At 49.6% G+C, this 25528-nt stretch carries 20 protein-coding genes; 10 read left to right on the plus strand and 10 right to left on the minus strand.

The window, feature by feature from the left end:
- The 5 genes from ACSF8W_RS13395 to ACSF8W_RS13415 all read left to right on the plus strand — a co-directional run bounded on the left by ACSF8W_RS13395 (position 1) and on the right by ACSF8W_RS13415 (position 6991).
- Positions 1 to 705 (plus strand): alpha/beta family hydrolase, encoded by a 705-nt coding sequence (locus ACSF8W_RS13395; protein ID WP_500848016.1) that lies wholly within the window; start codon positions 1 to 3, stop codon positions 703 to 705.
- Positions 698 to 1093 (plus strand): DUF423 domain-containing protein, encoded by a 396-nt coding sequence (locus ACSF8W_RS13400; protein WP_500847824.1) that lies wholly within the window; start codon positions 698 to 700, stop codon positions 1091 to 1093. The genes ACSF8W_RS13395 and ACSF8W_RS13400 overlap by 8 nt, the downstream gene beginning before the upstream one ends.
- A gap of 9 nt (positions 1094 to 1102) precedes the next feature.
- Complete coding sequence (gene rlmM, locus ACSF8W_RS13405) at positions 1103 to 2185, plus strand: 23S rRNA (cytidine(2498)-2'-O)-methyltransferase RlmM (RefSeq protein WP_500847825.1); 1083 nt, start codon at positions 1103 to 1105, stop codon at positions 2183 to 2185.
- Positions 2186 to 2405: 220 nt separating this feature from the next.
- Positions 2406 to 4694, plus strand: coding sequence for a hypothetical protein (locus ACSF8W_RS13410; RefSeq protein ID WP_500847826.1), 2289 nt, complete (start codon positions 2406 to 2408; stop codon positions 4692 to 4694).
- A 170-nt stretch (positions 4695 to 4864) separates the two neighbouring features.
- Positions 4865 to 6991 (plus strand): hypothetical protein, encoded by a 2127-nt coding sequence (locus tag ACSF8W_RS13415; protein ID WP_500847827.1) that lies wholly within the window; start codon positions 4865 to 4867, stop codon positions 6989 to 6991.
- Here the strand turns inward: ACSF8W_RS13415 and ACSF8W_RS13420 are convergent.
- Positions 6988 to 7290, minus strand: coding sequence for a hypothetical protein (locus tag ACSF8W_RS13420; RefSeq protein WP_500847828.1), 303 nt, complete (start codon positions 7288 to 7290; stop codon positions 6988 to 6990). The two genes, ACSF8W_RS13415 and ACSF8W_RS13420, sit on opposite strands and share 4 nt — an antisense overlap.
- Positions 7291 to 7613: 323 nt before the next feature.
- Here ACSF8W_RS13420 and ACSF8W_RS13425 point away from each other — a divergent pair, with 323 nt between their 5' ends.
- Positions 7614 to 10019 carry a hypothetical protein gene (locus tag ACSF8W_RS13425; protein WP_500847829.1) on the plus strand — a complete coding sequence of 802 codons (2406 nt, stop codon included), beginning with the start codon at positions 7614 to 7616 and terminating at the stop codon, positions 10017 to 10019.
- Between the two features lie 142 nt (positions 10020 to 10161).
- On the opposite strand, the gene xni is transcribed toward ACSF8W_RS13425, so the two are convergent.
- The 5 genes from xni to queF form a co-directional block, all read right to left on the minus strand.
- Positions 10162 to 10941: a flap endonuclease Xni gene (gene xni, locus ACSF8W_RS13430; protein WP_500847830.1), complete on the minus strand. Its 780-nt coding sequence runs from the start codon at positions 10939 to 10941 to the stop codon at positions 10162 to 10164.
- 108 nt (positions 10942 to 11049) lie between these two features.
- Entirely contained in the window at positions 11050 to 12426 is a 1377-nt protein-coding gene (gene ppnN, locus ACSF8W_RS13435; protein ID WP_500847831.1) for a nucleotide 5'-monophosphate nucleosidase PpnN, read from the minus strand.
- A gap of 248 nt (positions 12427 to 12674) precedes the next feature.
- Positions 12675 to 14234, minus strand: coding sequence for a GGDEF domain-containing protein (locus tag ACSF8W_RS13440; protein ID WP_500847832.1), 1560 nt, complete (start codon positions 14232 to 14234; stop codon positions 12675 to 12677).
- Positions 14235 to 14367: 133 nt separating this feature from the next.
- A complete protein-coding gene (locus tag ACSF8W_RS13445) occupies positions 14368 to 16647 on the minus strand; it encodes a tetratricopeptide repeat-containing diguanylate cyclase (RefSeq protein WP_500847833.1) in 2280 nt (759 codons plus the stop codon).
- A 102-nt stretch (positions 16648 to 16749) separates the two neighbouring features.
- A complete protein-coding gene (queF, locus tag ACSF8W_RS13450) occupies positions 16750 to 17598 on the minus strand; it encodes an NADPH-dependent 7-cyano-7-deazaguanine reductase QueF (protein ID WP_500847834.1) in 849 nt (282 codons plus the stop codon).
- 63 nt (positions 17599 to 17661) lie between these two features.
- Between queF and syd the strand changes: the two genes are divergently transcribed.
- Both syd and ACSF8W_RS13460 read left to right on the plus strand, forming a co-directional pair.
- Positions 17662 to 18228 carry a SecY-interacting protein gene (gene syd, locus ACSF8W_RS13455; protein ID WP_500847835.1) on the plus strand — a complete coding sequence of 189 codons (567 nt, stop codon included), beginning with the start codon at positions 17662 to 17664 and terminating at the stop codon, positions 18226 to 18228.
- A gap of 3 nt (positions 18229 to 18231) precedes the next feature.
- Positions 18232 to 19008, plus strand: coding sequence for a Zn-ribbon-containing protein (locus ACSF8W_RS13460; RefSeq protein ID WP_500847836.1), 777 nt, complete (start codon positions 18232 to 18234; stop codon positions 19006 to 19008).
- Between the two features lie 110 nt (positions 19009 to 19118).
- Here ACSF8W_RS13460 and ACSF8W_RS13465 read toward each other — a convergent pair whose 3' ends face one another.
- The 4 genes from ACSF8W_RS13465 to ACSF8W_RS13480 all read right to left on the minus strand — a co-directional run bounded on the left by ACSF8W_RS13465 (position 19119) and on the right by ACSF8W_RS13480 (position 23722).
- Positions 19119 to 19391 carry a hypothetical protein gene (locus ACSF8W_RS13465; protein WP_500847837.1) on the minus strand — a complete coding sequence of 91 codons (273 nt, stop codon included), beginning with the start codon at positions 19389 to 19391 and terminating at the stop codon, positions 19119 to 19121.
- A gap of 77 nt (positions 19392 to 19468) precedes the next feature.
- Positions 19469 to 19699: a DUF2789 domain-containing protein gene (locus tag ACSF8W_RS13470; RefSeq protein ID WP_500847838.1), complete on the minus strand. Its 231-nt coding sequence runs from the start codon at positions 19697 to 19699 to the stop codon at positions 19469 to 19471.
- A gap of 2609 nt (positions 19700 to 22308) precedes the next feature.
- A complete protein-coding gene (locus tag ACSF8W_RS13475; RefSeq protein ID WP_500847839.1) occupies positions 22309 to 22611 on the minus strand; it encodes a DUF3301 domain-containing protein in 303 nt (100 codons plus the stop codon).
- Positions 22612 to 22678: 67 nt separating this feature from the next.
- Positions 22679 to 23722, minus strand: a complete 1044-nt coding sequence (locus ACSF8W_RS13480; protein WP_500847840.1) for a DUF3549 family protein — start codon at positions 23720 to 23722, stop codon at positions 22679 to 22681.
- A 162-nt stretch (positions 23723 to 23884) separates the two neighbouring features.
- Here ACSF8W_RS13480 and truC point away from each other — a divergent pair, with 162 nt between their 5' ends.
- Positions 23885 to 24955: a tRNA pseudouridine(65) synthase TruC gene (gene truC, locus ACSF8W_RS13485; protein ID WP_500847841.1), complete on the plus strand. Its 1071-nt coding sequence runs from the start codon at positions 23885 to 23887 to the stop codon at positions 24953 to 24955.
- Positions 24956 to 25028: 73 nt separating this feature from the next.
- Complete coding sequence (locus ACSF8W_RS13490; protein ID WP_500847842.1) at positions 25029 to 25490, plus strand: flavodoxin; 462 nt, start codon at positions 25029 to 25031, stop codon at positions 25488 to 25490.
- The last annotated feature ends 38 nt before the right edge of the window (positions 25491 to 25528 follow it).

The following is a 25528-nucleotide window of genomic DNA, read 5'->3' on the forward strand; positions in this document are numbered from 1 at the left end:
ATGACAGAGTATGTGATTGATACGCCCGCCGAGGGTGAAGCGATCGCCACGTTTTTATTTGCCCATGGCGCAGGGGCGGGTAAAGATCACCCGTTCATGTGTGCGGTGGCCAGTGGGTTGGCGGCACGCGGTATTCGTGTGGTGCGCTTTGATTTTCCGTACATGGTGAAGCGACAGGAAGACGGCAAGAAGCGCCCGCCTGACCGACAACCTAAATTGTTATTGGATTTTCAACGCCACATTCACGCGATCACGCAACACAATGCGTGGACGCCGGTGCCGCTGTTTATTGGCGGCAAATCGATGGGGGGGCGAATGGCCAGTTTGATGGTCACCCCGGAAGCCGATGCCGCGCCAGAGGTGACAAATTGTCAGGCGCTGGTGGCCGGTGTGGCCTGTTTGGGTTTTCCGTTTCATCCGCCGGGTAAGCCCGAGAATTTTCGCGGTGACCACCTCAAAGCCATGACCGTGCCGACCTTGATTGTGCAAGGCGAGCGCGACACCTTTGGCACCCGTGAGGAAATGGCGGGTTGGCCAATGGCTGAGACGGTCACTACCGCCTTTTTACCCGATGGTGATCATAGCTTTAAGCCGCGTAAAGCCTCAGGTCATACCGAGGCGGGTAACATTGCGTTGGCGGTGGACACCTTGGCACACTTTATCTTACAGCATGCCACAATAGGCAAGGAGCGAGCCGATGGATAGTCAGCCACAGTCATTATTCGGCCGTTATTTGCTGGTGTTTGCCGCGTTCAGCGGGGCGATCACCGTGTCATTGGGGGCGTTTGCCGCGCACGGTTTGAAGGCGCAATTATCGCCGTATTTACTGGGTGTGTTTGAGACGGGTGTGCAGTATCAGGCATGGCACAGTTTGGCGATGATCGGATGCGTAATATTGGCACGCATTCTTGGATCAAAACAGGTATTATACGCAGCCCTGTTTTTTGCAGTGGGTATTGTCCTCTTCAGTGGCAGCCTTTACGCGTTAGCATTAACGGGTATTAAGTGGTTTGGCCCCATCACTCCGATGGGAGGCGTCTGTTTTATTATTGGCTGGGTAGTGCTTGCAGTGTCTGCCTGGCGATCAACTTGAGGGTTGAAAGTGAATCAAGTTCTGTTGTACTGCCGTCCCGGTTTCGAGAAAGAATGTGCCGGTGAAGTTCAAGATAAAGCAAATACAATGGAGTTGTATGGCTTTCCTCGGGTCAAAAATAATGCCGGTTATGTGATCTTTGAGTTTTACACACCGGGCGATGCGGATACGTTTATCCAGAAGCAGTCGTTTTCCGAGCTGATTTTTGCCCGTCAGATGCTGGCAGTGAGCCCGTTACTGACGGATTTGCCTTCTGAGGATCGTATTTCTCCGATTTTGGAAGCAGTAGAAGGTTTTCCTCGCTGTGGTGATTTGCGTGTCGAAACGCCTGATACCAATGAAGCAAAAGAGCTGTTGAAGTTCTGCCGTAAGTTTACCGTGCCACTGCGTCAGGCGATGCGTGGTAAAGGGGTGTTGTATAACAAAGACAACCCGAAAAAACCGGTATTACACTTGTGCTTTATCGCACCGGGTTGTTGTTATGTGGGCTACTCTTACAGCCACAATAACTCTGACTTCTTCATGGGTATTCCACGTTTGAAATTCCCATCGGATGCACCAAGCCGTTCAACGTTGAAGCTAGAAGAAGCCTTCCATGTGTTTATTCCTCGCGAAGAGTGGGATGAGCGTTTGGCATCGGGCATGTGGGGCGTGGACTTGGGCGCATGCCCAGGCGGTTGGACGTACCAGTTAGTGAAGCGTTCAATGTTCGTACACGCGGTTGATAACGGCCAGATGGCACAAAGCTTGATGGATACCGGTCAGGTAAAATATCACGCAGTGGATGGCTTTAAATTTGAGCCACCACGTAAGAACGTCACATGGATTGTGTGTGACATGATTGAAAAACCGGCCCGTGTGGCGCACCTAATGGGTGATTGGTTGATCAAAGCATGGGCAAAAGAAGCGATCTTCAACCTGAAGCTGCCAATGAAAGGCCGCTACGATGAGGTACTGCAGGATATTGAAAACCTGAAAGTGTACCTGATCCAAAATGGGGTGAAGTTTAAGCTGCAAGCGAAGCACTTGTACCATGACCGTGAAGAAATCACGGTACACATCCAGCGTTTGGATACCCGCTCCGCGTACTAAGCGTGACAGTTTGTTTGATGAAAAGGCCGCGAATGCGGCCTTTTTTTATGGTAATGATTCCGTTTAACTGATTGATAAACCGGTTTTTATCATTCATGTCTCTTATGGTTTTCTGTGATGTATCGCAAAACCATAAGGAAGTGATTTGTCATTCAAAAGAGTGTGAGAATATCACGCCGTCATTAGCAGGGTGAAGATAGCACCAAGTCATGAGGGCGAGATGGAATCATTCATTATCTTTTTAAGTGTTATATCAATTATTGGCACTTTCTTCCGGATTAGGGTTCAAAAAAAAGCGCGCAAAGAGCATGAAAGGAAACTGGCATCTTTTACCAGCACGAGACGCGCTTATGACCTTTCTGATGACGAATATCATGGTGTGCGCGAGATATTAAAAACGTCTCCTCGATCTCACATTGTGTATGCCGTTGCTGGGTCATTCTCTTGGGGGATCCGAAGCAGTGAGGTTGAAGTGGCTGAAATGCGACTCTTAAATGGTATACCGGTCCTGATTCCTGAGGAAGCGAAGCGTTATCTCTTAAGTTATAACAACGTTGAAGTTACCGAAGTCGTTTCAGGTTACGCCGTGATTGCGTTGAATGACTACCGCATTGCCGGCGAAGTCGATGGTTCACTCGTGATACAAGGTCAACCCTGTGCTGATTTTGTATCGGATCCTCTTGCCGTAAAAAAAGCACGCTCGTCCATGGGGCAAGACTTGTCTTACATACACGATGTCTCATCGTCTTCCATACAGCCAGATACTCCACCCAAAATACAGCCAGAAACACCATCGCGCGCGCTGGAGTCAGAGAAAACGCAGGCGGATAAGCCCGTGTCGTCAACCACACCTGCTGCGTATGCTTCTACTGATAATGATGAAAAAAAGACTGAAAAGTCTGAGCACGTGACGGATGAGCCACTCTATACAGAGCGTGTTGCGACAGACCTCGAAGCGCGTTATGTGCAGCCTAAGTTCCATTACCGGTTAGTACTGAGTCTCTGTGTACTTTTTGCTATGGTCTTTCCATGGGCTTTCTCTGTACGTTTTGTCTTTGAGTCAATGTGGGCTTTGCCAAGTATTGTGGGGGGATTTTGTGTGCTGATAGTACTGTTGTTAATGCGGCGTGCCCCTACATCCGCACCATCAACGCTACAAATCATGCAGCTTCAAGGGCAACTTTTTGAGGGGAAAAAGAAAAGAGGCGATCATTTTGTGGGCTATCTGAATTCCTCTAACCCGACGATGCCGTCAATGCAATACCTGAGATATCCCGCCCGTTGGACAGGCCAATTTCCTCTGAATGTTGATGTGATATTTGAAGTTGATGTGGCCCGCACGGCGTTGGTGAGTGTGGGGGCGTTACAGATCACAACCGAAGATACCTATTCCAGGCAGCCAAAGTTTACGTTGGCCGGACTGAGTTTATTGGTGGTGACCATTGCCATCAGCTTACAAATTGAGTGGAAGACCTATGATGCCATCTTTGCCATTGCCGACAATACGGCCTCCTCTCATGCAATCCACAGTGAGAAGGATTGGTCGATTCGAGACTCGTTGGCGCCGGGAGATGTGCTGACGATCAGTCAGCCGCGTTTTTGTTTAGAGGCGAGCACGAGGTTATCGGATAGGAAGCATTATTGTGACCAATTCCGGTACCCGTTAAACGAAACGCAAATGCCTGATTACAGCATGCCAGTACAAGCGAAGTCATACTACGGTTTTATGGATAAGGCGCCCGTGTATCAGCCGGTGATACCTGAAGATATGTACCGTTTGATGGCTGAAAAATTTCGTCTCCAACAGCTTTATACGGGGCGGCATTATTCCAAGCGTATCCGCAAACGCGATGAGATGCTGTGGTACTCCGCGGCCGATATTGTTGCCATCGCTCAGCATCTGCAGCCTTATTGTGAACAAGTCGGCGATACCTGCGACGATGTAAAGGAAGACCTTTCTAGCCTGTGGCAAGAAGGGACGGATAAGCCTTGCAAAGATGCCTGTTGGAACGCCATATTGACCGCCAGCGACGATGTTGATTTTCACATTCTTAGTAATGTGTCGGAGGTCAATTCGCTAAATTATATCGAACGGCAGATGCGAAATGCGTTATGGGATGAAATGGAAAACTATATTCCGACACCAGAGCTTCGTGGTGCGTATATTCACATCAATTGGCGCGGTGCGCCAAGTGCAGAAGCTGAACGTATTGATCATCTCTTAGTGAAGAGAGGTAACGATACTGCGGTGAAGGTCGACATGCTTGAAGAGCGTTTGTCACTGCAAGACTACCTTGCCACTCAAACGCTTACCGCTGTGGTGTTAGGGGTTAATGAAGTGGATAACTCTGGTTCATTAGAAAATGATGCGTTGGGATTATCAGTACCGATAACACGTGTGAAAGCGCAAGAAACCGTTACCTATATCCGTATGGTTTGGGCGCTTTGTGCATTGTCACTGTTGCTGATATTGATGGGGCAGATCCGTTTTCGTTCTCGCGCAACGTAGAGGAATAAAAGATGATGTCATTAGATTTTGGTCGTCATATGGCCACTTGTGTTGTGCCTCTGGCTCGGTTTTCAGCTTATCAGTGATAGGAATGGGTACTGATGAGGTGCGTGTTTTATTCAGGGTTGAGCTCTGAAGGTTGTTATTTTCCTCGCAAAGGAGTGCGTATTATGTATGTGTCAATGGCGATCCCCTCCATTATTACCGTCGCTTTAGTGGTGCTCTATTTTTTCTTGTTATCAAAACAAGGGCATGAATACGCCAAACAAGCTCAACCTCATCCATATAAAAAGCCGAAGCCAATACGACGGCTAGAAAAGTTGACCGCACAAGAGAAAAAAGCGGTGGAGATGTTCACTGGCATGGTGCCCATCGATGATACCGTTACCCGTGTATTTGGTGTGATTAACGTCAAAACCTATCCGGCAGATAGTGGGGCGGTGACAAGTCGTGTCATTATCAAATTGCAGGGGCAACCGGTTTATATGTCGCAAACGGCCTTACTCTTTGTGCAAGGGGTGAGTAATGAGGTTGACGTGGTCACCTTGGGTAACACGGTTGTGGTGTTGTCGGTGAATAATCGGTATTCATTGGTGGATGAACTGTTAGGCAGTGAACATGATGATTTTCAACGTCGAGTCAAAAAGCAAAAAGAGAAGATAGCGAATGTGGAAAACATCGCGTCAGATGCCGCTGTTTTTGAGCAAGTAAAGCGAGAGAATACTCCCACAATACACGAAGAAGAGCGCCGCGAAGCCGCAGGTAAAGAGGTTTTGTTTCTAAAATGGCTCAGCGTTGGCGGTTTCGCGATCACGGTGACCACGATTAGCGTGTGGCTTATTTGTGTATCGAGACTCGCCTTTCCTTCGCCTTGGTTACCGATTGCCGCGATTGCCATGCTGGTGGTCAGTGTGCATGGGATGGTCGTATCGCATAACTATGGTAAAACAAAATCCATGGTCATTCGTTATCGAGGAAAAATCCATGCCATGGAATCGGTAGAAGGGAATACAAGTGTGACGGTGACCGAGGCCATCCCTCGGTGGAAGCGCTTTAATGTCCTGTTGTCAGGCAATGCGCCGCAAGATCTACAGCGTAGAAAAGAGGTGACGTTTGAAATACGCAAAGACAATAAACAGATAATATCGATCAATGGTCGAAGCCTATTGCCTTCGCCTCGACCTTATCAGTTCAAAAAGCCACGACATTTAGTCGTGAGCGTGTGTGCGTTGATCTTACTTCCTTTTTTGGTGATTAATGTGCCAGCTTATCATTATCAAACGCAATGGCGTGTCTTGGTTAACGCCCTCTTACCTAGTCAGGATGAGGCACCACAAGACATTATATCAACGGCTGATTGGCAAGACAGTGAGAGACTAGTGGGTCGCGTGTTAAATATCTCCCAGCCACGTTACTGTCAGGAAGATGATGAGCAAGGATTTGGTGATGCGTATGATGCGAACTACTATTGCCGTGAGTTTAGGTTACCGAAGAATACGGCGACGCCGAACTTAACGCTTACCACACACGAGCAGCAATTTATGGATTATCTCCCCACCAGTTATGTCTCGACATCGGAGACTTCTCGGTATCTTCTGCCTTCTCGTAGGGGCGGTTTAGAAGTACGAAACCGTATGGCTTATATGAAAGCGAAACAGATAGGGCCGCATATGCTAGCACAAGCAGCACGTGTTATAGCCCCTTTCTGCGCGGAGGGCACGGTAAACTGTGAGCCTTTTATGCGGGAGTTTGCGATGGCATGGCGTGACATTACCACCACCGAGTGTGATGTACAGGCATGCTGGGAAGCGGCGCAAGAGGTCACTGATAGTCGCTTGTATACTGTTAACTATCCAAGGTTCGAGCATTACAACAGACTATTGCGAGGGACGGAAAATGCGATTTGGAAAGCCAGTAATGCGAAACGGCTTGGCCCTCAACCTGTTAGGGAATACGTTATAGTACGCTTGATCGGTGATAAGCCAAAGCTTGTTCAGCGTTATGAGCAAATACGTCTTTCGGGCAGGGATTTGGATGATAAAGATGACGATCGCGTTGAAGCTATCGCGCAATTCAATACAGCACTAGCGATTAATAAGTCGTTATCATTTGACCCTATCAGTATTCGTGTATTAGGTGAACGAGAAGAGACTGGCGTTAAGGTGATAGAGGCGCGTTTAACGAATCAAGAGACGTTTCATCTGTTAGGGGCGATGTATATCGGCGCGATAGCCTTGTTGCTGTTGATAGCGATAGTGCACCTATTGTTATTTGTCTTCTCTAATCGTCGTATTTAATCGCCAAGTAATGTGCAGGTGATCTGCCTTACAACCAGTAGGTGCACCATAAAACAACAGAATACAGCATAGAGAGTTGTTCCCGTATAAAAAAGGCCGCCAATGCGACCTTTTTTTATGTCTGATTTTTGATGTTTTCCTGTCAAATAAATGACTGTTACGCCAATAAAATGTTCATGTTTCATTAACGAGACAATGGCGGGTAAATAAAACAAATGATGCAATGCTTTCTTATGAATTAAGATCACAGAATGATATTTAATGGCATGGCAGCCTTTCTTCCCTGCACTATTATACATCCATTGATTAATACCAGCGTGTCACGTTGATGGCGTTATTGTCAGAATATTCTGACAAGCTCAGAGAATGTTACGATGCATTTCCATATATATCTATGAGTGGTTCCATGTGTCTATGCCTTTCTGAATGTATAAATTTATACATGCTATAACGATACGTTAGTTTAGCATTTTATATTTCATTGATTATTTTATGTCATTTATTTGGCAGGATGGTCTTCACGTTGATATTCATCATTTATCACCCCTTTACATAGGGTAAGTCTGAAATATAAAGAACACATTTACTATTATTATTTCTGGTCAAAAGGAAGAGTACAACAATGCACAAGACAGGTATAAAGTTTTCATTGTTAGCCATGTCAATCATGGCATCAGGCATGGCAAACGCGAATCAGAGCCAGCCTGAATACATTGAAATGATGAACGAAACGGCACGTAAGATTGAAGCACGCCTTGCGGAACTGAATCAGTTCGCGGTGTCGAAAGATCACTTATACACCATTGACCAAGTGGATTTCGATCCATCTCGCGTACCGGCGTTTAGTAATGGTAAATACCTGTCTATTAACGGTATTGTTTACCCAGTAACAACGGACAATACCGTATCAGTTCCGATGCGCCATTGGTCTGATGAAAGTGCGATGCGTAATCTGTTCAGTTTCTTGGGCGAAGAGTGGGAATTGTCTTGGTACCAGGGCGGCATGACATTCGTTAACAAGAAATTTGGTAATTATGATTATGGCAATGGTTGCTTGTTAGAATATTATCCGATGGCGGATCGTATCCCGGGTGACTACATCAACAAAGACTATGGCTTGGTGCGTGAATTAGAAACCTGTTTTGATAATTCAATGGGTGAGCGACCGGAATATGAAGCCGATCGTGTTAATCCTCATCACTTTGCGGTGCATGCCCAATACGCGAACTTTGTTTCATTGGAAGAATATAATAACCAGTTAATTGCGGCGCACTCACCGCGTTCAGAATACGGTGAAATCGCAAATCCAGTGATTGGTTTCTACGATCAGAAAACCGGTCAAACAGATAAAATTACTGCGATCAGCAAAGGTCGTCCGTACACGACAATTAATGATATTCGTCGTCACGGTGAACAATTATATGTATCGGCAGTAACAGCACACAACCGTGTTGATATTTTCGATATTGAAACAAAAGAATACCAATATTCTCTGGGTATCAACCTCGATGGTGTGGCGAAAATTGCCGTCTCCGATCAATACGTCTTTGTGAGTAGTAAGAACGGCATTGCGGTTTACCACAATGTGGCAGCAGAAAAACACGAAATTAAAGAGGTGAAGCCGTTTGCTTATCTGAGCAATAACGGCGCACACAGCCTAGAGTTACTGGGCAATAAGCTATTGGCAGCCTCAAGCACGGGTTATGCTGTGTACGATTTGGCTTCCCTGTCTGAAGGCCAAACACAAAAAGCCATGGTGGAAGCACCAGTAGGCTTTGCCACGATTGATGTGAAAGGCAACCAACTGATCGCAAAACAAAGCCAGCGTGTGGCGATGTATGACGTCGAAAAATTCATCGCTGACGGTTACCAGTTCAAAGAAGCGTCACAAGCGGTATACCAAGTGGATGATCAGCACCTAAGCGCAAAAGATTTGCTGCTGACGGACCACGGTTTCGTGACCCTGACTGATTCAGTGACTACCCATGTACACACGATCAATGCCGTGACGTTCACGCCAAACGTGTCAGTACCTGAAACGGCGCTAAGCTTCTCGGCACTGCCAGCAGAAGCCACCGTGACATCGGTACTGAAAGACGCAGAAGGTGCAAGCGTATTGTCACTGGTTGCGAATACCCGTTCTATGTTGAACGTCCGTTTGTTGGACCGTGATACGGTTGAAATCACCAACTTCACCGAAGTGGACATGGCCAACGTTGAGCTAGATATCACGGCACAAAACCAGTACAACTGGGCACGTCTTGGCCAGATTGACCGTCTGCCTGCACATACCCGCATTGTACTGCCAATCACCGCACTGAATGCAGACAAGCGTTTCAATACGGTTGATGGTAGCGGCGTATACGACTACAGCGACATGCTGGAGACCATGAAGGGCGTAAGCGGTGCATACGGCCACGAAGGGACACAAAATGTCTTCATGTCTCGCTTTAGTACCACGACAGATCATCCGCTGCTGAAGAAGTTGGAAGCCATCACGGCGAACTGGGATATCGAGTTCACTGACCGCACGATCTTCGATACGCAAGAAGTGGTATGGACGGCAGACAGTGCGAAGCGCCACATGGAACTGCTGACGAACATGGCTTACATCATGTCGAGTGATGCGTTCAAGCAAAAGCTGATGAACTACAAAGCGACCTACGGCCACGATATGCAGATCGGTCCAAACGTGTTGAATACAGAAAGTGAGTACGCCAACTTCCTGAATATCACGTTGGGTGAGAATGGCTTTACCAACTTCCGTAAAGCAGAAGACTTCCAGAACCCGTACGGTATTGTGGGTCGTCGTGGCACCATGTTTGGTCTGTCGGATGAAGAACTCGATCGTATCGAGCGTGGTGATCTGAACCGTTTTGCTCACTACATGGCTGAGCAAATCTCTCGCAACTATTACATGGATTGCACCCCAACGCCATGTACGTGGAAAGAGCAGCACCTAGCGAAGCTGATCCAAGATGTCATGACAGAACTGGCGGATGCAGGTGATTTGCCTTACAACCAGTAAGCGCACCATAACACCACAGAATAAAGCATAGCGAGTTGTTCCCTCGCACACAAAGCCACTCTTCGGAGTGGCTTTTTTCGTTGGAGGCTCTACGTATCGAAAACAGCGTGTCCGCGTACGTCTTTGAGTGCGGATGTGAAGATTAGGATTCTGTTGGCTGGTAGCGAATATCTTGCAAGTTAAACCCTAACGTCAGATCGGTTTTCAGGCTGGCCACTTGTTTACAGGCGATCGCACTGTCGCGATGGGCATCGATTTTCTTCTGCCATTTTGGCGGGAGATCGTCGGCGGCCAGAATGGCTTCCAAAGAAGGATAAAGGCTCAGCAGTTCGGTGGCGGCTTTCGGGCCAATGCCCGGAATACCCGGAATTTTGCTCGAACTGATCCCTGCCAATCCCCAAAAGTCCGTCAGTTGTTCCGGTTTCACGCCAAACTCTTTTTCAATGAAGGGGCTATCGAGCCAGCGTTCCTGAAAGTAATCGCGAATACGCAGGGTTGGCTGCAGTAACTGACAATAGCCTTTGTCGGTGGAGATAATCGTGACCTGCTCACCGCGTGAGGCGACTTTGAGTGCCAAGGTTGCTACTAAATCATCCGCTTCATCGCCGTCAGACAGTAGCGAGTCAATGCCTATCTCCATGAAGGCATCCTGAATGATTTCCATCCCTGCGTGCAGGGCGTCCGGCATCGGTTTGCGGCCTTCTTTGTAATGCGGCAACAACTCGGCGCGCCAACCACGATCATCACCGTGGTGATCGAACACGGCCACGATATGGGTAGGTTGACTGAGGTTGATGATTTTATGCAGGGCCTGGCAGCAGACTTTGGCGGTATTGGCGATGTCCGTTTCATTGTGCTGCGCTGCGTGGACCCGGCGGATCAGATTGAGGGCATCAATAATGACAAGATGGATAGAGGACATAGCATTAACCGTCATAGATAAAAGGGGTAAAAAGAAAGGGCCTGTTAAGGCCCTTATTGTACGCATAGTTAGCCGGAAGTCACACCGCCTGTATCGGATGGGCGGGCATTACTTTCCGTTAGACGGGGTGGTGGTGATGATTTCGTAGCACGGTTCATATTGGGTACCGGGCAATTTCATCCGTTGTTGTTCAACAAACTGTTTCAGCAGTTTATCCATGCGTTTCATTAGCGCGGGGTCGCCGTTGATTTTAAATCGGCCTTTTCGTTCGATTTCACGGATCCCTTCTTCTTTCACGTTACCGGCGACAATGCCTGAGAATGCCCGGCGCAAATTAGCCGCCAGATGTTCCGGTCGCTGGTTCATGTGCAAATCCAAACTGGCCATGGCTTCATGGGTCGGTTCAAACGGCAATTGGAATTCCGGTGGAATAGTGAGTGACCAGTTGTAGCTGTAGGCATCCCCTTTTGATTGACGGTGCGCTTTGATCGCCGGCATGGCCGCTTTCATGACACGGGCCACCTCCGCCGGATCATCTATGATGATTTGATAATAGCGGGTAGCGGCTTCCCCAAGGGTGTCATGGATGAAGCTGTCGAGCACGCGGAAGTAGGCTTCGCTTTCTTTCGGGCCGGTCAGCACCAAAGGCAAAGGTTGGTCGGCGTTTTCCGGTTCCATTAAGATCCCGAGAATGTACAGCAACTCTTCGGCGGTCCCGGCGCCCCCAGGGAAAATCACGATACCGTGGCCAAGGCGGACAAAGGCCTCCAGACGCTTTTCGATGTCGGGCATGATCACCAGTTCATTGACGATCGGGTTCGGTGGCTCGGCCGCAATGATGGACGGCTCTGTCAGGCCGATAAAGCGGCTCTGGCTATAACGCTGTTTGGCATGGCCGATGGCCGCCCCTTTCATTGGACCTTCCATCGCGCCCGGCCCACACCCGGTACAGATGTTCAGTTCACGCAAGCCCAGTTCATTGCCAACTTCGCGGGTGTACTGGTATTCAATCGGGTTGATGGAGTGACCGCCCCAACACACCACGATGTTCGGATCTTCGCCGGAGCGCACGGTTTTGGCGTTACGCAGCACGCTGAACACGAAGTTGGTAATGTGAGGCGAGCTGGTCAGGTTGATGTCGCGGCGTTGCTGGACGTGCATGTTCACGTACACAATGTCACGCAGCACCGAAAACATGTGCTCTTGGATCCCTCTAATAATGCGGCCATCCACAAAGGCGTGATCAGGCGGGTTCATCAGTTCGAGTTTGATCCCGCGTTCACGGCGCATCACGTTAACATCAAAGCTTTTGTTCTTTTCCAGCAACTCTTTGGAACTGTCGGTATGGCTGCCGGAATTGAGCACGGCCAGCGAGCAGTTACGGTAGAGGCGATAGATATCACTCGAGGCGGTGGCTTTGAGCAATTCAACCTCATGCTGAGACAGCAGATCCATTGCCCCTACTGGGCTGATATGTGTGATCATGGTTACCTCCCTGGTCATGGTAGACGGTGGTACTCACGGGTGTATTCAGTGTAGAAGAAAGGGTGAGCCCGACCGCGAAGAAAGCAGAAGGTAGGCCGTCAGGAAGTACGTTCTGTTTTCTGAAGATCAGTCAGTCTGGTGATGGGGGTGAAAGCTTGGTTTAAGTGACTGATATATCTACAACCATACACAGGGTGATGGGAGATTGCCAGAAATTGATAGGAGGAAAGAGGCAGAGCGTGATGTGGTTACGAGATCCATAACAAGCGGTTGTTGCCGGTGCTGCGTGCACTGAATAAGGCTTTTTCCGTGCGTTCTAACACGGTGGTGGGGGTGTCGTTGCCATCAAACAAGGTGGCGCCGATGGAGACACTGATGGTGACGTTACGATCGCGGAAACGGAACGGCAACTGGGCAATGGCTTGGCGTAATTTACTCAGCCGTTGGTGGCGTTCATCTTCGCCTTGTTCGGCGAGAATGACCATGAAAGCATCGTCACTGAAACGGGCAATGAAGTCCGTGTCTTCCACGGATTGGTGCAGGGTACGGGCAATAATTTTTAGCACTTTATCTCCGGCAAAATGGCCGAAGTTTTCATTGATAGCCTTGAAATTATCAATATCAATCAAGGCAACACACAGCGGGTGTTGGTAACGTAGCCAGCGGCGGTATTCATGCTCTAGGCGATCGTTGAGTGCCGCACGGTTATACACCTTGGTTAGGTTATCCAAGAAAATGCGTTTTTCCTGATCGTCCAGACGTTGGCGGTAACCCTGTGTTTGCTCATACAGTTGGGCAATTTTGGCTTCGTTGTAATGGAGTTGCTCGAACAGGGCTTGTTCGCGTTTCTCTAACGCTTTGTTGCGTTCCGCCAGAATCTGTAATTCGTGGGTCAAATCCGTCAAGGTCGGTCGCCACGTGTTGAGGTTGGTATTGTCGCTCAAGCCCGCTTTCAGGGTGTGCGTCAGCCCTGCAAGTTCATGGGTCATCGACGCGCGATGCTCAAAAATAACCTGACTTTGGTCGGCGCTTTGGTGGGTGGTCTTTTGCAGGGTTGCCAATTCCCCATGGATGTTGCTGAGAAAGCGCTGTGAGCTACGGCGTTCCTGATGTGTTCCATCGAGCACCAAACGCAGGATCTCTAACGACAGTTCCAGCAACATGGCGGGTGGTACGCCATTGAGGAGTTGATTGCGGATTGTGAGCAGTTTATCCCCGGCATCACCCTCAAAATCCAATTCTGAGATCAACTGTTGCAGTTCACTGGTAAGTTTGAGCTGTAAATCATGGTTCACACTGACAGTGGTGTGGGTATCGCTATGGGCACACGCCACCACTTTCAACGCACGTTCATACAGCGCCATTAAGCGAATGGCTTGCTGGTGGGTATGAGCGAGGGATTGATCTTGTTGGCTTAGGAGGTTGCGTAGATCGCGTTTCAGCTGGGCAGGCAGGCCGTGGAAGCGGCGTAGCACCTCACTGCTGTGATGGATCTGTGCATGTAAGGCGTGATTTTCTTTGTCGGCAAAATCGGCAAGGCGGATCACAAGGCGCTCAATGACCGCCAGACGCGGGATCATTTTGCCAATGTCTTTATTTTGTTCGAGGTCGTGACGAAGCAACATGAGCTTCTCATCCAGCTCATGGTCTAATCCTCGGCAGGCCACAGACAGACGACCGATCAATCGCTTTAAAATAGCGATTTCTCGGCGCGATTTCAGTGAGGCATCCCGATAAGAAAGTTGAGTTTGGTCTAAACGTAGCTTTAGCTTACTCATTTCTGTCGCTACGGCAGTTATATCAGTCACGTTGGGGCAATATTGTCCTAGATACTAAACTCGTTTCTTATCAGTGGGTTACTTGTCGCATAATGAAAACATGCTAGCAAAAAATGCTATACAATTCACTGATATCGGCGGTCGAGCGAACAATATTAGACCATTAAATGGCATTTTTATCAGAAACGTGATCGTTGTGCCAACTGAATGCAAAGGCACTCGAACTTTGGACTTTTATTAACCCATTATCAATGCCTTGGCTGCATGCGCGGCGAATATTATCGCAGGCGAAACTGGCAGCTGGCGCGGCATCAATGGCACTGAGATGGACCCATTGGCTGCCTGCATCATGTTTGCTGGCTTCGCGGGCGGCATTGGTGGCCATCAACAAAATATCTAACAATTCTTGATCATTTATCGCGGTGTAAGCCCTTGGCAGGAATGGATATTCCGCCATGCCAATGCGAATTCGGTTATCCAGTTGGCGGTTTTCGACAAAGCGGTCAAGCAGTAGCTGCAACGAGTGGGCGAGTTGCTCGGGCGCGGAATCTAGACGCGAATTGGGCTCGATGTACAAGAACATCGCATCAGAGAAATGATACACACGGGCCGGTTCGCAGATTTGTTGGTTGAGGTACTCCCCAAACTGACGCTCCATGTCTAGCCCCTGTTGGTAGCCATGTTGGAGATAGATATGCTTGAGGAACGGCACTTCAAATAATGCGAAGCGCAGGCGATCACTCAATGGCTCGTTAATGATTTCACCTAAGTGCCATTGTTCAAAGTTGGCACTGCTTTGCTGCAGAGAATTCGGCAGTTTGGCGGTGAGCATACGCAAGTTGCGCAGGCCACTGCGTGGGTGGGTGTAGAAGTCGGTACGCAGGCGCGTTAAGCGGGTCTGTAATTGTTTGAACGTGCGGTTGCGACGCCACAATAACAGCCCAACGGCGGTGAGCACGCTGAACAGGAAAATCGTGATGTTTTTCTGTTTATACAGGGCTTTTTCGCTATCAAATTGCTGGCGTTCAAGCTCTTCCAAATGCAGTGAACGTTCCAGCATACGCTGTTGTTGCTTGAACACTTCGACATTACTTTTTACCTGTGCTTGCTGCTTGGTACTGAACAGTTGTTCGTAACGGCGCTGGCTGAGCAGGGCATTGTAGTAATCTTTTTGTTGTTCAAATGCGCGCGAGAGCTGAAGTTCAGACTCCAGTTGTAAATCATGGTTGTTAATGCGTGTGGCGGCAATCAATCCGGCTTGCAGCACCGTGATGGCCTCATCGGTTTTGCCTTCCGCTAACGCTAACGTGCCTTGCAGAATTTGTGTTTCTGCGAGCGTGGTTTCATCGTTGCTTTGGGTGGCCAGCAGGCGAGCATGGTGCAGGTACTGTTCCGATTTCGGGTAGTTGTACAGCAACAGATACACGCGGGCGATATTCAGGCGCAACTTGGCGGAACGGCTATCGTGTTTGAGCTGGTTTTCTTGATCCAAGGCGTTGAAGTAATGCACCAACGCCAAGTTGTAGCGGCCTTGTTGTTCATAGATGGACGCGATCAGATTCAGGGTGGTCGCCAGCGGCAATGTTTGTTGGTAATGGGCAAAGAATTCACCGGCTTGTGTCGCGTGTTCTAAGGCTTTGTCATAGACTTTGCGTTGTGCAAACAGGGACGCGAGCTCAAAGTTGGCCATGGCGGTTTGGGCTTTGTCATCAATCTCAACGGCCAGCCAGTAACCACTGAGCAGGCGATCCAAGGCCAAATCGAAATGGCCACTGGTCATGTAATGGTTACCCAGTACCAGCAGATAATGGATTTTCTCTTGTGGATCATTGAGGTTGATCAGAAAGCGTTTGGCGCGAATAAACCGTTTTTCGGCCAGCACGGTGTTACCGGTTTGGGATTCAATGATCGCGCGTTGCATGAGGGATTGGTATTGCAAGCGTTGAACTTGCGATTCCATCATGTGTTGGGATTTGGTTTTGATGGCCGTATCGATCTGTTCGAGCATGCTCAAGGCCAGCGTGCTGTTCTTGAGGTTCGTCCAGTAGATGTCCGCATGGATCAATTGGCTTTCAATGCCACTGAACGTCAGCGTTTCAGTACTGGCTAGCGTTTCTGCCATTTTAATGGTGTTAATCGCCAGTTCGGCTTGATTGAGCAGCAGGTAAGCACGCGCTTTGATTTGCAGGGCGTTGATGGTGCTCAGTGGCGTGCGTACGGTGTGATCCGTTTCGTCATTAATGTGCACGCGTGACGCTTCTTTGGGTGCGCTCAGGCGACGCTTATCCAAATAGCGAGAGGTGATCGATAGCGACTGCTCGGGGTTGGTGTGCAGGAGATCGTTGGCTTCGGCAAGAATTGGCGTTGTGTAGATTTTTGCTTGTGCGCCAAACGAGGTCACAGAGAAGATCATTAAGCTGATCAGCCAGCGGCAAGGAGACATACTTTCAATAACCCATCAGAACAGTACTGCCAATATTAATGGGTTGGGCAATCAAGTCCAGCAAAGTCTGCACATTTGCTGGACTTATCATCATCTTGACACTTATTGACGGGCCAAGCGGAAGTTATTACTTGGGGTTTTCCCCATGTTGGTGCGGTATGGGTTGATATCCAGCCCTCCGCGACGGGTGTAGCGCGCGTACACGGTCAGCAGCTCAGGCTGACAGTATTTCATGATGTCGGTAAAAATACGCTCAACACACTGCTCGTGGAACTCATTGTGGTTACGGAACGACACAATGTAACGCAACAGCTTTTCGCGATCGATTTGCTTACCGGTGTAAGAAATACGCACGCTGCCCCAGTCTGGCTGGCTGGTGATTAAACAGTTGGATTTCAGCAAGTGGCTGTTCAACTCTTCTGTCACGATATCGCCGTTGTCGGCTGCGCCTTCCAGGTAGTCTGGGTTGAACGCGTAATCGGTGATGCTGATGTCTTGATCATCAATGCACTCGCCGCTGAACGTCACGATTTCTTCGTTGGTGAAATCACCCAGCGGTTGAATGGTGACGTCGACATCGGCACCGGCACACTGGCTCAGGTCGTGTTGCAGACGGTCAGCCACATCCTGCCAGCCTTCAAACGCCGTTTGGTTGAAGCTGTTAAGGTAAAGCTTGAAGGATTTCGATTCGATCAAGTTCGGGCTGCTGGCGGGTAAGCGCACTTCGCCGATTGCCACCTGCGGTAAGCCTTTGCTGTTGAGCCATGACAACTCATAGAGTGTCCAGATGTCATACCCGGTAAAGGGCAGGGTTTCACCCAGCGCCAAGTCATCTCGGTTCAGGCTGCGAGGAACAGGCTGAAGCAAAGAGGGATCGTACTGATCCTTATATTCGGTATTTTTACCGAGGGTTAAACCGGCTAATTCTTTCGCGTCTTGATATTTGCTCATACTGTCCTGGACACACTTCGATTAGAATGGGCAAAGTTTACTTAATCTTTTGTGAGGTTGCGAATGAATCATCCCGTCGCGATAGCGTTATCTGCATTTTCTGCCCGCTTCTTGCAAGCGTGGTGTGATGCAGGTCAAGGTTTTCCACGCAGTGACGATCTGGTGGGGCTGCCTTCTGACTGCGTGTGCAGTGATGATGGCTATGAAGTGAGTTGGAAACCGGTGGCACGCCAGCCCGTGGGTGACTTGGAGGGCGTCGAAAAAGGGATTGAATTGCGTTTGCATGAAGACATCACGGCGTTTTATGGCAGCCAATTCAGTGGTGATATGTCGGCCCGTTTTCAAACGGTGACTGGGGAGATTGATTTTGATCTTCTGCAGGCCTTCAACCATGCTGATGTGCAGCGTTTGCAAGAAAATATTTTGGGCCATTTGGTGACCCAGCGTCGTTTGAAATTAAAGCCAACCGTGTTTATTGGGGCCATGGCGTCTGAAAATCAGGTGATTGCGGTGTGTAACTTGACTGGCCAAGTGGTGCTGGAAACGTTGGGCAAAGCAGACCGTGAGGTATTAGCGGCAGATTTGGAAACCTTCCTGAATGCCTTATCCCCCGTGGTCAAGGTAGATTGAGTCATGTACGTAATTGAATTGCAGTTTGAGTGTTTTGATAACACCACTATCGCGGCGGTCGATACCGCGATCAATGGCTTAATGGATGCGTTGCGCTATAACGGCCAAGTGCTGGGGCGTGAGTTTCCGATTGTGATGGATGACGGCGTGTTTAAAGTGCGCGCAGTGTGTCCGGAGCAACAAAGTTTGCACCCGAGTTTCCACAGTGTGCAGGTGAAAGCCTGTATTGAACGTTTGAGCCACGCCAAGCTGTTAAGCCCGAAAACCAAGTTATTGGGACGTGATTTAAACTCGGAAGCGGCCGCAGAGGATTTCTCACCCTCGTGGCAAGTGATCTACACCACCTATGTGCACACCTGTTCGCCGCTGCGTTGTGGCGATACCTTGATGCCTATCCCGCTCTATCGATTGGACGAGCCGACATCAAACGGTGATCACAAAGCGATCGTGAAATGGCAAACAGAATGGCAAGCCTGTGATGAGATCCAAATGGCGGGCGCGTGCCAAGCCGAACATGCCGCGTTGCACGAAATTCGCGATGTCGACAGTGACATGTTCCGTCGTGGTTGGGATTTGCGTGGGCGAATTGAATTTATCACTAAGATCCCGACGTATTACTACCAATATCAAGTGGGGGGCGTCAGTGCCGATGAGCAGTTGAACCGCCCTTGCCCGAAATGTGGCGGAGACTGGTGCTTAGACGAGCCGTTGCACGGTATCTTCCATTTCCGCTGCGAACCGTGTCGTTTGGTGGCTAACCTGTCGTGGGATTTTCAATAATCGCCTTCAGAGGTTGACGCAGAATCACACCCGCAATAAAAACAGGCACCTTGTGTGCCTGTTTTTGTTTCTGTTATGCCGCAGTGTCAGTGACGTTGGTTATCGGCGGTTTATCGCGCCTCTAACGCCGCGAGTCGTGCCGTGAGGTCGGCGACCTGTTGTTCCAACGCCGTGATCCGTGCCTCTGGGGTAACGGGCGTTTCGGTGCGTTCTATCTTGGGGACGCGGGCACTGCTTTTCCAGCTTTGTAAGGCTTTGATGATCACCGGCATCGGTAATGGCTCATGGATGCGGGCTTTGATCAGAGCCACGGAGGGTTCCTTGCCTTCTGCGACCAAGCTTTCGATGGCTTGGGTCAGGGCTTGGGTGATCGCTGATGACATTCCTTTTCCTTTTTCACTCAGACAGTCTTTGCTTATTGTCGCTGATTACGCCGCGACTGCCCAGTCTCCCAGTGCGGTCATTTGCGTAGCAGGACATCCAGCTGGTCAATCACTTCACACCAATCGGCATCTTGTTCTTGGGCTTCTTGGAGAAACCGTTTCTGCGCGGGACGCCAAAAGGGGGCATCGGCTAAACGTTCGTGCTGGGCAAGATGGTGTTCCGCGACAAAGCGCTCGATAAAGGCATGGGAGTCATTAAGGCCGAGTTGGCTGAATAAGGCACTGAGGTTGTGATTGAACGTTTCCATTATGCGCTCCATTAAACAAGGGTAGGGCTGGCTCAGGGTGGTCAAATTCAGGGGGTGTTTTGGCTTAATTATAGCGGTGCCTGAGAGAGCGGTTGGCATCGATCTGCCAAATTGCCCGTCCGTTTGTGCGAGATCGCTTACACGCGTGTGGGAAATTGATGTCTTTATCATGAGAAAATCAGAGTATCATGTATTTAAGTGATTGTTTTTAAGTGATATCTCTCGTGTGGTTGTGTGTTTTTTTGTTGAGAGCCAATAAATATCGCTTACTGATAGGCTGCATTTTTTATTGATAAGCGTAATCTTAATGGTGTCGGAAGGAACTGACGGAACGGAACAGGAAAACCCCAAGGATGCGGGGGTCTCAGGATGAGACCGGTGTACTAGGATGGTATATCGAACATGGACTGTGAAGGGATAGCCGAGGAACGGCACAACAGTAAACAGGATGTTTGCTAGTCAGGATGACAAAGGACCACTTCAGGATTGAAGTCAGGGACACCGCCAGGATGGACGATGAGAGTCAGGACAGGAAGGACTGACGGGTCAGGACGGCCAAAGGAACACTTCAGGACGAAGTAAAAAAGGACAATGCTGACGGATACAGCAGTCAACGGAATGATGCAGGGAGCACCATAGTAGCGGGATTGCTGCATGTAAGACCTAAGGGCGCAACGCAAGTTGCGCCCGTTCTTTTATCTGCCATCTGTGCGTTATTGTTGTCATCTTTCTGCTTCTGCTTCTGCTTCTGCTTCTGCTTCTGCTTCTGCTTCTGCTTTGTCTCTATCTATGCCTTTTTTTCTGTGCATGCTCCGTGTGATTTAGCGCTAGTCTATTAGTCGTTTTCTGATCTTATCGATAACTTGTGTTACCCACCTATATCGCCGTTTTCTGTTGATATTATTATGTTTATTCTTCAAATGCAGTGAATGTCTCTGCACCTGCTGACTCTCAGCGTAATATTCGTCTATGAAATGTATTGCTGATATTCCCCCGTTATTTTGTAAGAGATCGCCTACAGTGCTGTAAGCTATTTTGCTTTTCGATGAGGGGTATTGGCTGATGAGTGAATTATTTATCTTTTTTAACAGGGAGTTACGTTTTTATGCTTTCTGTGAATGTCACATCTTGTGATAAGTGCCTTCTGCACTGGCTTGTTCCTGCCGTGGATCCGCGTAATATCAACCCTGTCGCAAGGAGAGGCGGCAAGGAACAGGATACACAGCAGGATGCTGTTGCCTCAGGATGAGGACGAGCCGACAGGGTGTGGGCTCACAAGGATGAAAAGGATATTGGCGGGATGCCAGCGGTGATCAGGATGATGACCGGTCAGGATGACAAGGATCACTTCGGGAAGAAGTCAGGACGCCTTAAGGATAAGGTAAAGGGATCGCCACTAGGATGGGGCAGGACCACTTAAGGATGAGTGTTAGGGACACCTTCAGGATGAAGGCCAGGACACCGCCAGGATGGATGAGAGAGTCGGTTCAGGATGAAACGACGGGTCAAGGAATACCGAAGGACAACCCGAGGATGGGGTTTAGGGATTACCGTAAAGGACATTGATGTACGCAGGGATGTCGGCAGGGAGCAACACCGTAGCGGGATAGCTGCATGTAAGACCTATGGGCGCAACGTAAGTTGCGCCCGTTCTTATTTGGGGGTATTTTTCTCGCATCTCGCATCTCGCATCTCGCATCTCGCATCTCGCATCTCGCATCTCGCATCTCACATTTTTCTACACCCTTTCAGCGCCCATTTTTACCGGTCGATATCGCTCTATTGTGTGCCTTTTAACCTTTATTGTTACGCCCCTTTATTGGGGTCTGTTGACGTGGTTTCCCTTTTGTCTCGGGTCCGTGTGCGAGATCGCTTACAAGATTGTGGGACATAATGGAAATGTGCGAGTAGATGGCTCGAACTGTTTTCTTTAAGTTTTTGTTTTAATTGCTATTTAGTGTTTGTTGCGGTTGGCGGCTTATCCCGTAGCTAAAAATGTTTATTTTTGCTGTCTTTTTTCTTCAAGGGAAAAGCGTAGTCTTATTGGTGTCGGAAGGAACTGACGGAACGGAACAGGAAAACCCCAAGGATGCGGGGGTCTCAGGATGAGACCGGTGTACTAGGATGGTATATCGAACATGGACTGTGAAGGGATAGCCGAGGAGCGGCACAACAGTAAACAGGATGTTTGCTAGTCAGGATGACAAAGGACCACTTCAGGATTGAAGTCAGGGACACCGCCAGGATGGACGATGAGAGTCAGGACAGGAAGGACTGACGGGTCAGGACGGCCAAAGGAACACTTCAGGACGAAGTAAAAAAGGACAATGCTGACGGATACAGCAGTCAACGGAATGATGCAGGGAGCACCATAGTAGCGGGATTGCTGCATGTAAGACCTAAGGGCGCAACGAAAGTTGCGCCCGCTCTTTATATGGGCGCAATAGTATTTATGGACGCAATCGTATTTATGGATGCAATAGTATTTCTCGCCACTTAGCCTGATCACGGCCTATCTCGACGCCCACCCGCTGTGTAACGCTTTTCTTCCGCATCGATTTCAATGCTTCTTTCTCACATCCTTAACGTTTCACGCAACGTATACGGGGCTAGTCCGGCATGCGGTGGGGCGGAATATGCCAACTCGCCGGTCTGAATCCGCGCATGATCACATGGCCTTGATAGGCATCGACGCCATCGGCCGAAAATTCAAACCAATATAACGTATGCCAATACCAGCGGCCTTGTGGGTCACGCCACTGATGGGCGCCACGTGCGGTATTGAGCAACTGTAAGCCCAACTGTTCGCAGCGCTGGTGGATAAAGGCTTGTGCCAGCTCCGTTTGTCGGCGCTGTTGCCAGAAAAGGTAGCCGATAATGGCCAAGAGCAAAATGCCAAACAGGTTTTCCATTGGTGCGATGTCTTCCTTGTTCGTGAGCGTGCCAAGGGATGGTTGGCACGCAGGATCATAAGGGGGATTAATGGGTCTTGTGCGCGTGTTGCTGTAAGCGCTCAATTGCCGCCACTAGCTCTGGGCTGGCTTGGCCGTGTAGCACTTGCAGCATCAGTCCGCGTAACGCCGGTAGCATCACAAGATCGGCAAACAATTGATTAAACAATGTTTGATCTTGTGTTTGTGCCAAGCGCAATAAAAATTGGCGGGCCATGTCTGTGTCGGCCAGTCCATTCCAGCAACGTCCAGCCACGGCAACCAGCACCTCTGGGTGACACAGTGTCGGCTCGGCCAAAATGTGCGTCAGTGCGTCACGCAAAATCAGCGGTTCAGCCCCAGATAACGCGCGTAGCAAGGCGGAAAGCAAAAACAAGTCTGGCGTTTCGACTTGGCGTTCATCGTTCAGACGTTCCACCAAGCGCTGAGTTAAGGTGTCAGGCAACGTGCAGTGCTCAAGGCAACCTAACAGGGCGTACAGTGGCGTCAGGGGGAGGTTATTGAGCGCTTTACGCACCAAGGTGGTGTTATTGCCCTGCTTTAAGCGGGCACACACATCAGCCAGTCCCTGCAGACCAATGCCTTGCCATTGTTCCCAGCCAAGATCCCCACTCAGGTAGTGCTGTGCATGCTCATAGTAATGGCTGGCTGGCAGGTTCAATTGATGGCGCAATTGGGCGTGAAACATCGCCATTTTGTCGTCATTAGGCTTGAACGTGAACGGGTTCTTGGCCAGTTTTTCCTGTTCTTCTTCCGTCGGCGTTCGGTTCAGGGTCGCACCCATCGCTTCGATCACGTATTGAATGAAGCCCCCGACTGCGGCGTGTTTCAGTAAGCCACGTTCATCCAACGGTAAACGCAGGAACCAGATCCACGGCGGCTGATCCGCTTGCCAAAACGCAATCGACAAGTGGGCATGTTGCTGTAGCGGCCATGGATACGGCTGACGGTTATCTTCCACCGCTTTGAATTGGTCGATATCGATCGCGTTCACACGGCGACCCAGATCGTAAATGTGATAGTGGCAACCCGCGTTGTCTAGCAACTGGGTTAGCGTATGAAAGTTCTCCATGGGCAGTCTCTATGCTCCTTGTTAAGAACCTCAGTATATAACGATCCTCCCACGTGAAGCCATGCCTGCGCATCAGCCTTGCTTGGGGGATAGCGAGCAAGGTGGTATGCTCCGTCGCCATTATCCAGTTGATCGATTACTGCCTAGAACAAGGGAAGCCGAGTGAACAAAAACCGTCATTGCCAGCAATTGTTGGTGCAACTTGAAGCCGTAATGCAAGCGCATGATTTATGGGAAACAACCGCCCCAGACAGTGCGGCATTGCAGAGTGTCGAACCGTTTGCTATCGACACCTTAACGTGTACGCAGTGGCTACAGTGGGTGTTTATTCCGAAATTGGGGCAATTGCTGCACGCCCAATTACCGTTGCCTGAGGCATTGGAAATTTCCCCTTATGTTGAAGAGGCAATGAAAGGTCTGGCGAGCGGCCAGCCGTTGGTGCTGGTGACGCGAGAGATTGATCAACTATTCAGCCACAAGCCGATTGAGCTGGAAATCATCTACCGTGATGAATATTTAGTGGCGGTGAACAAACCGGCGGGCATGTTAGTGCACCGTTCGTGGTTGGATAGCCATGAAACCGTGTTTGTGATGCAAACACTGCGCGATCAAATCGGTCAGCATGTGTTCCCGCTGCATCGCCTTGACCGTCCGACATCCGGCGTGTTGCTGTTTGGTTTATCCAAAGAGATCGCCGCGCTGATGATGCCAAAATTTGCCGGACGAGATATCAAGAAAACCTACCATGCGGTGGTACGTGGTTGGGTGAAAGAAGCGGCCGTTCTCGATTATCCGTTGAAGCAAGAGCTGGATAAAATTGCCGATAAGCACGCTGATCAAGAGAAAGAAGCGCAACCCGCGGTGACGGCGTACGCCCCGATTGCAAAAGTCGAGATGAACATTCCGGTCGGCCGCTATGCGACCAGTCGTTACACCTTGGTAGAAATGCAGCCGGAAACCGGGCGTAAGCACCAGTTACGTCGCCATATGCACCATTTGAGTCATCACATCATCGGTGATGTGAACCACGGTGATGGCCGTCATAACCGTATGTTCCGCGAGAACTTTGCGTGCCACCGTTTGATGTTGCATGCCTCTCGCTTGCAGTTGGCACACCCGATCACCGACGAAGCCTTGGACATTCGCGCTGCGGTGGATGACACCTGGCAGCATGTGATGACGGCGTTTGAATGGGATGCCGCATTACTGACGCCTTCAGAGGCAGAAAGCTGAGTTGACGCTTGCTGTCGGGCGCGTTGATCGTCTACTGTAGATCGTAGGTAACTGTCATCAAGAGGGAATTGAAATGGCAAAAATCGGGATTTTTGTAGGTTCGGTTTACGGCGGTGCAGAAGACGTGGCACATGCCGTTGCGACGTACCTTAACGGCGAAGGCTATGATGCACACGTGTTTGATATTCCTACGTCTGAGGAGTTCTTGTCTTATCAAGACGAGACGGTGTTAGTGATCACCTCGACCACGGGGCAAGGGGAGATCCCTGACAATGCCTTGCCGATGTACCTCGCCTTGGAAGACACGCTGCCACAGGTACCCACATTACGGTTTGGTGTGGTGGCAATGGGGGATTCCAGTTACGGGGAAGAGCGCTATTGCGGTGCTGGCCGGCAATTTGAAAGCTTGCTGTTGCAATTGCAAGCACAGCCAGTGGCCTCTCGGCTCGATGTGGATGCCTGCGTCAATTTTGATGCCCTTGATGTCGTTATTCCGTGGGTACAAACATGGGCGGTGAATAACACCGCACACTGACGTTGACTGTTTCTATGAAAAAGGCGAGCCGTGTAAAC

This window comes from Photobacterium sp. 270122K (assembly GCF_059941365.1).

Coding starts and splice junctions, on each gene's coding strand:
- ACSF8W_RS13395 (WP_500848016.1), top strand. CDS start 1: ATGACAGAGTATGTGATTGATACGCCCGCCGAGGGTGAAGCGATCGCC.
- ACSF8W_RS13400 (WP_500847824.1), top strand. CDS start 698: ATGGATAGTCAGCCACAGTCATTATTCGGCCGTTATTTGCTGGTGTTT.
- ACSF8W_RS13410 (WP_500847826.1), top strand. CDS start 2,406: ATGGAATCATTCATTATCTTTTTAAGTGTTATATCAATTATTGGCACT.
- ACSF8W_RS13415 (WP_500847827.1), top strand. CDS start 4,865: ATGTATGTGTCAATGGCGATCCCCTCCATTATTACCGTCGCTTTAGTG.
- ACSF8W_RS13420 (WP_500847828.1), bottom strand. CDS start 7,290: ATGTATAATAGTGCAGGGAAGAAAGGCTGCCATGCCATTAAATATCAT.
- ACSF8W_RS13425 (WP_500847829.1), top strand. CDS start 7,614: ATGCACAAGACAGGTATAAAGTTTTCATTGTTAGCCATGTCAATCATG.
- xni (WP_500847830.1), bottom strand. CDS start 10,941: ATGTCCTCTATCCATCTTGTCATTATTGATGCCCTCAATCTGATCCGC.
- ppnN (WP_500847831.1), bottom strand. CDS start 12,426: ATGATCACACATATCAGCCCAGTAGGGGCAATGGATCTGCTGTCTCAG.
- ACSF8W_RS13445 (WP_500847833.1), bottom strand. CDS start 16,647: ATGTCTCCTTGCCGCTGGCTGATCAGCTTAATGATCTTCTCTGTGACC.
- queF (WP_500847834.1), bottom strand. CDS start 17,598: ATGAGCAAATATCAAGACGCGAAAGAATTAGCCGGTTTAACCCTCGGT.
- syd (WP_500847835.1), top strand. CDS start 17,662: ATGAATCATCCCGTCGCGATAGCGTTATCTGCATTTTCTGCCCGCTTC.
- ACSF8W_RS13460 (WP_500847836.1), top strand. CDS start 18,232: ATGTACGTAATTGAATTGCAGTTTGAGTGTTTTGATAACACCACTATC.
- ACSF8W_RS13465 (WP_500847837.1), bottom strand. CDS start 19,391: ATGTCATCAGCGATCACCCAAGCCCTGACCCAAGCCATCGAAAGCTTG.
- ACSF8W_RS13470 (WP_500847838.1), bottom strand. CDS start 19,699: ATGGAAACGTTCAATCACAACCTCAGTGCCTTATTCAGCCAACTCGGC.
- ACSF8W_RS13475 (WP_500847839.1), bottom strand. CDS start 22,611: ATGGAAAACCTGTTTGGCATTTTGCTCTTGGCCATTATCGGCTACCTT.
- ACSF8W_RS13480 (WP_500847840.1), bottom strand. CDS start 23,722: ATGGAGAACTTTCATACGCTAACCCAGTTGCTAGACAACGCGGGTTGC.
- ACSF8W_RS13490 (WP_500847842.1), top strand. CDS start 25,029: ATGGCAAAAATCGGGATTTTTGTAGGTTCGGTTTACGGCGGTGCAGAA.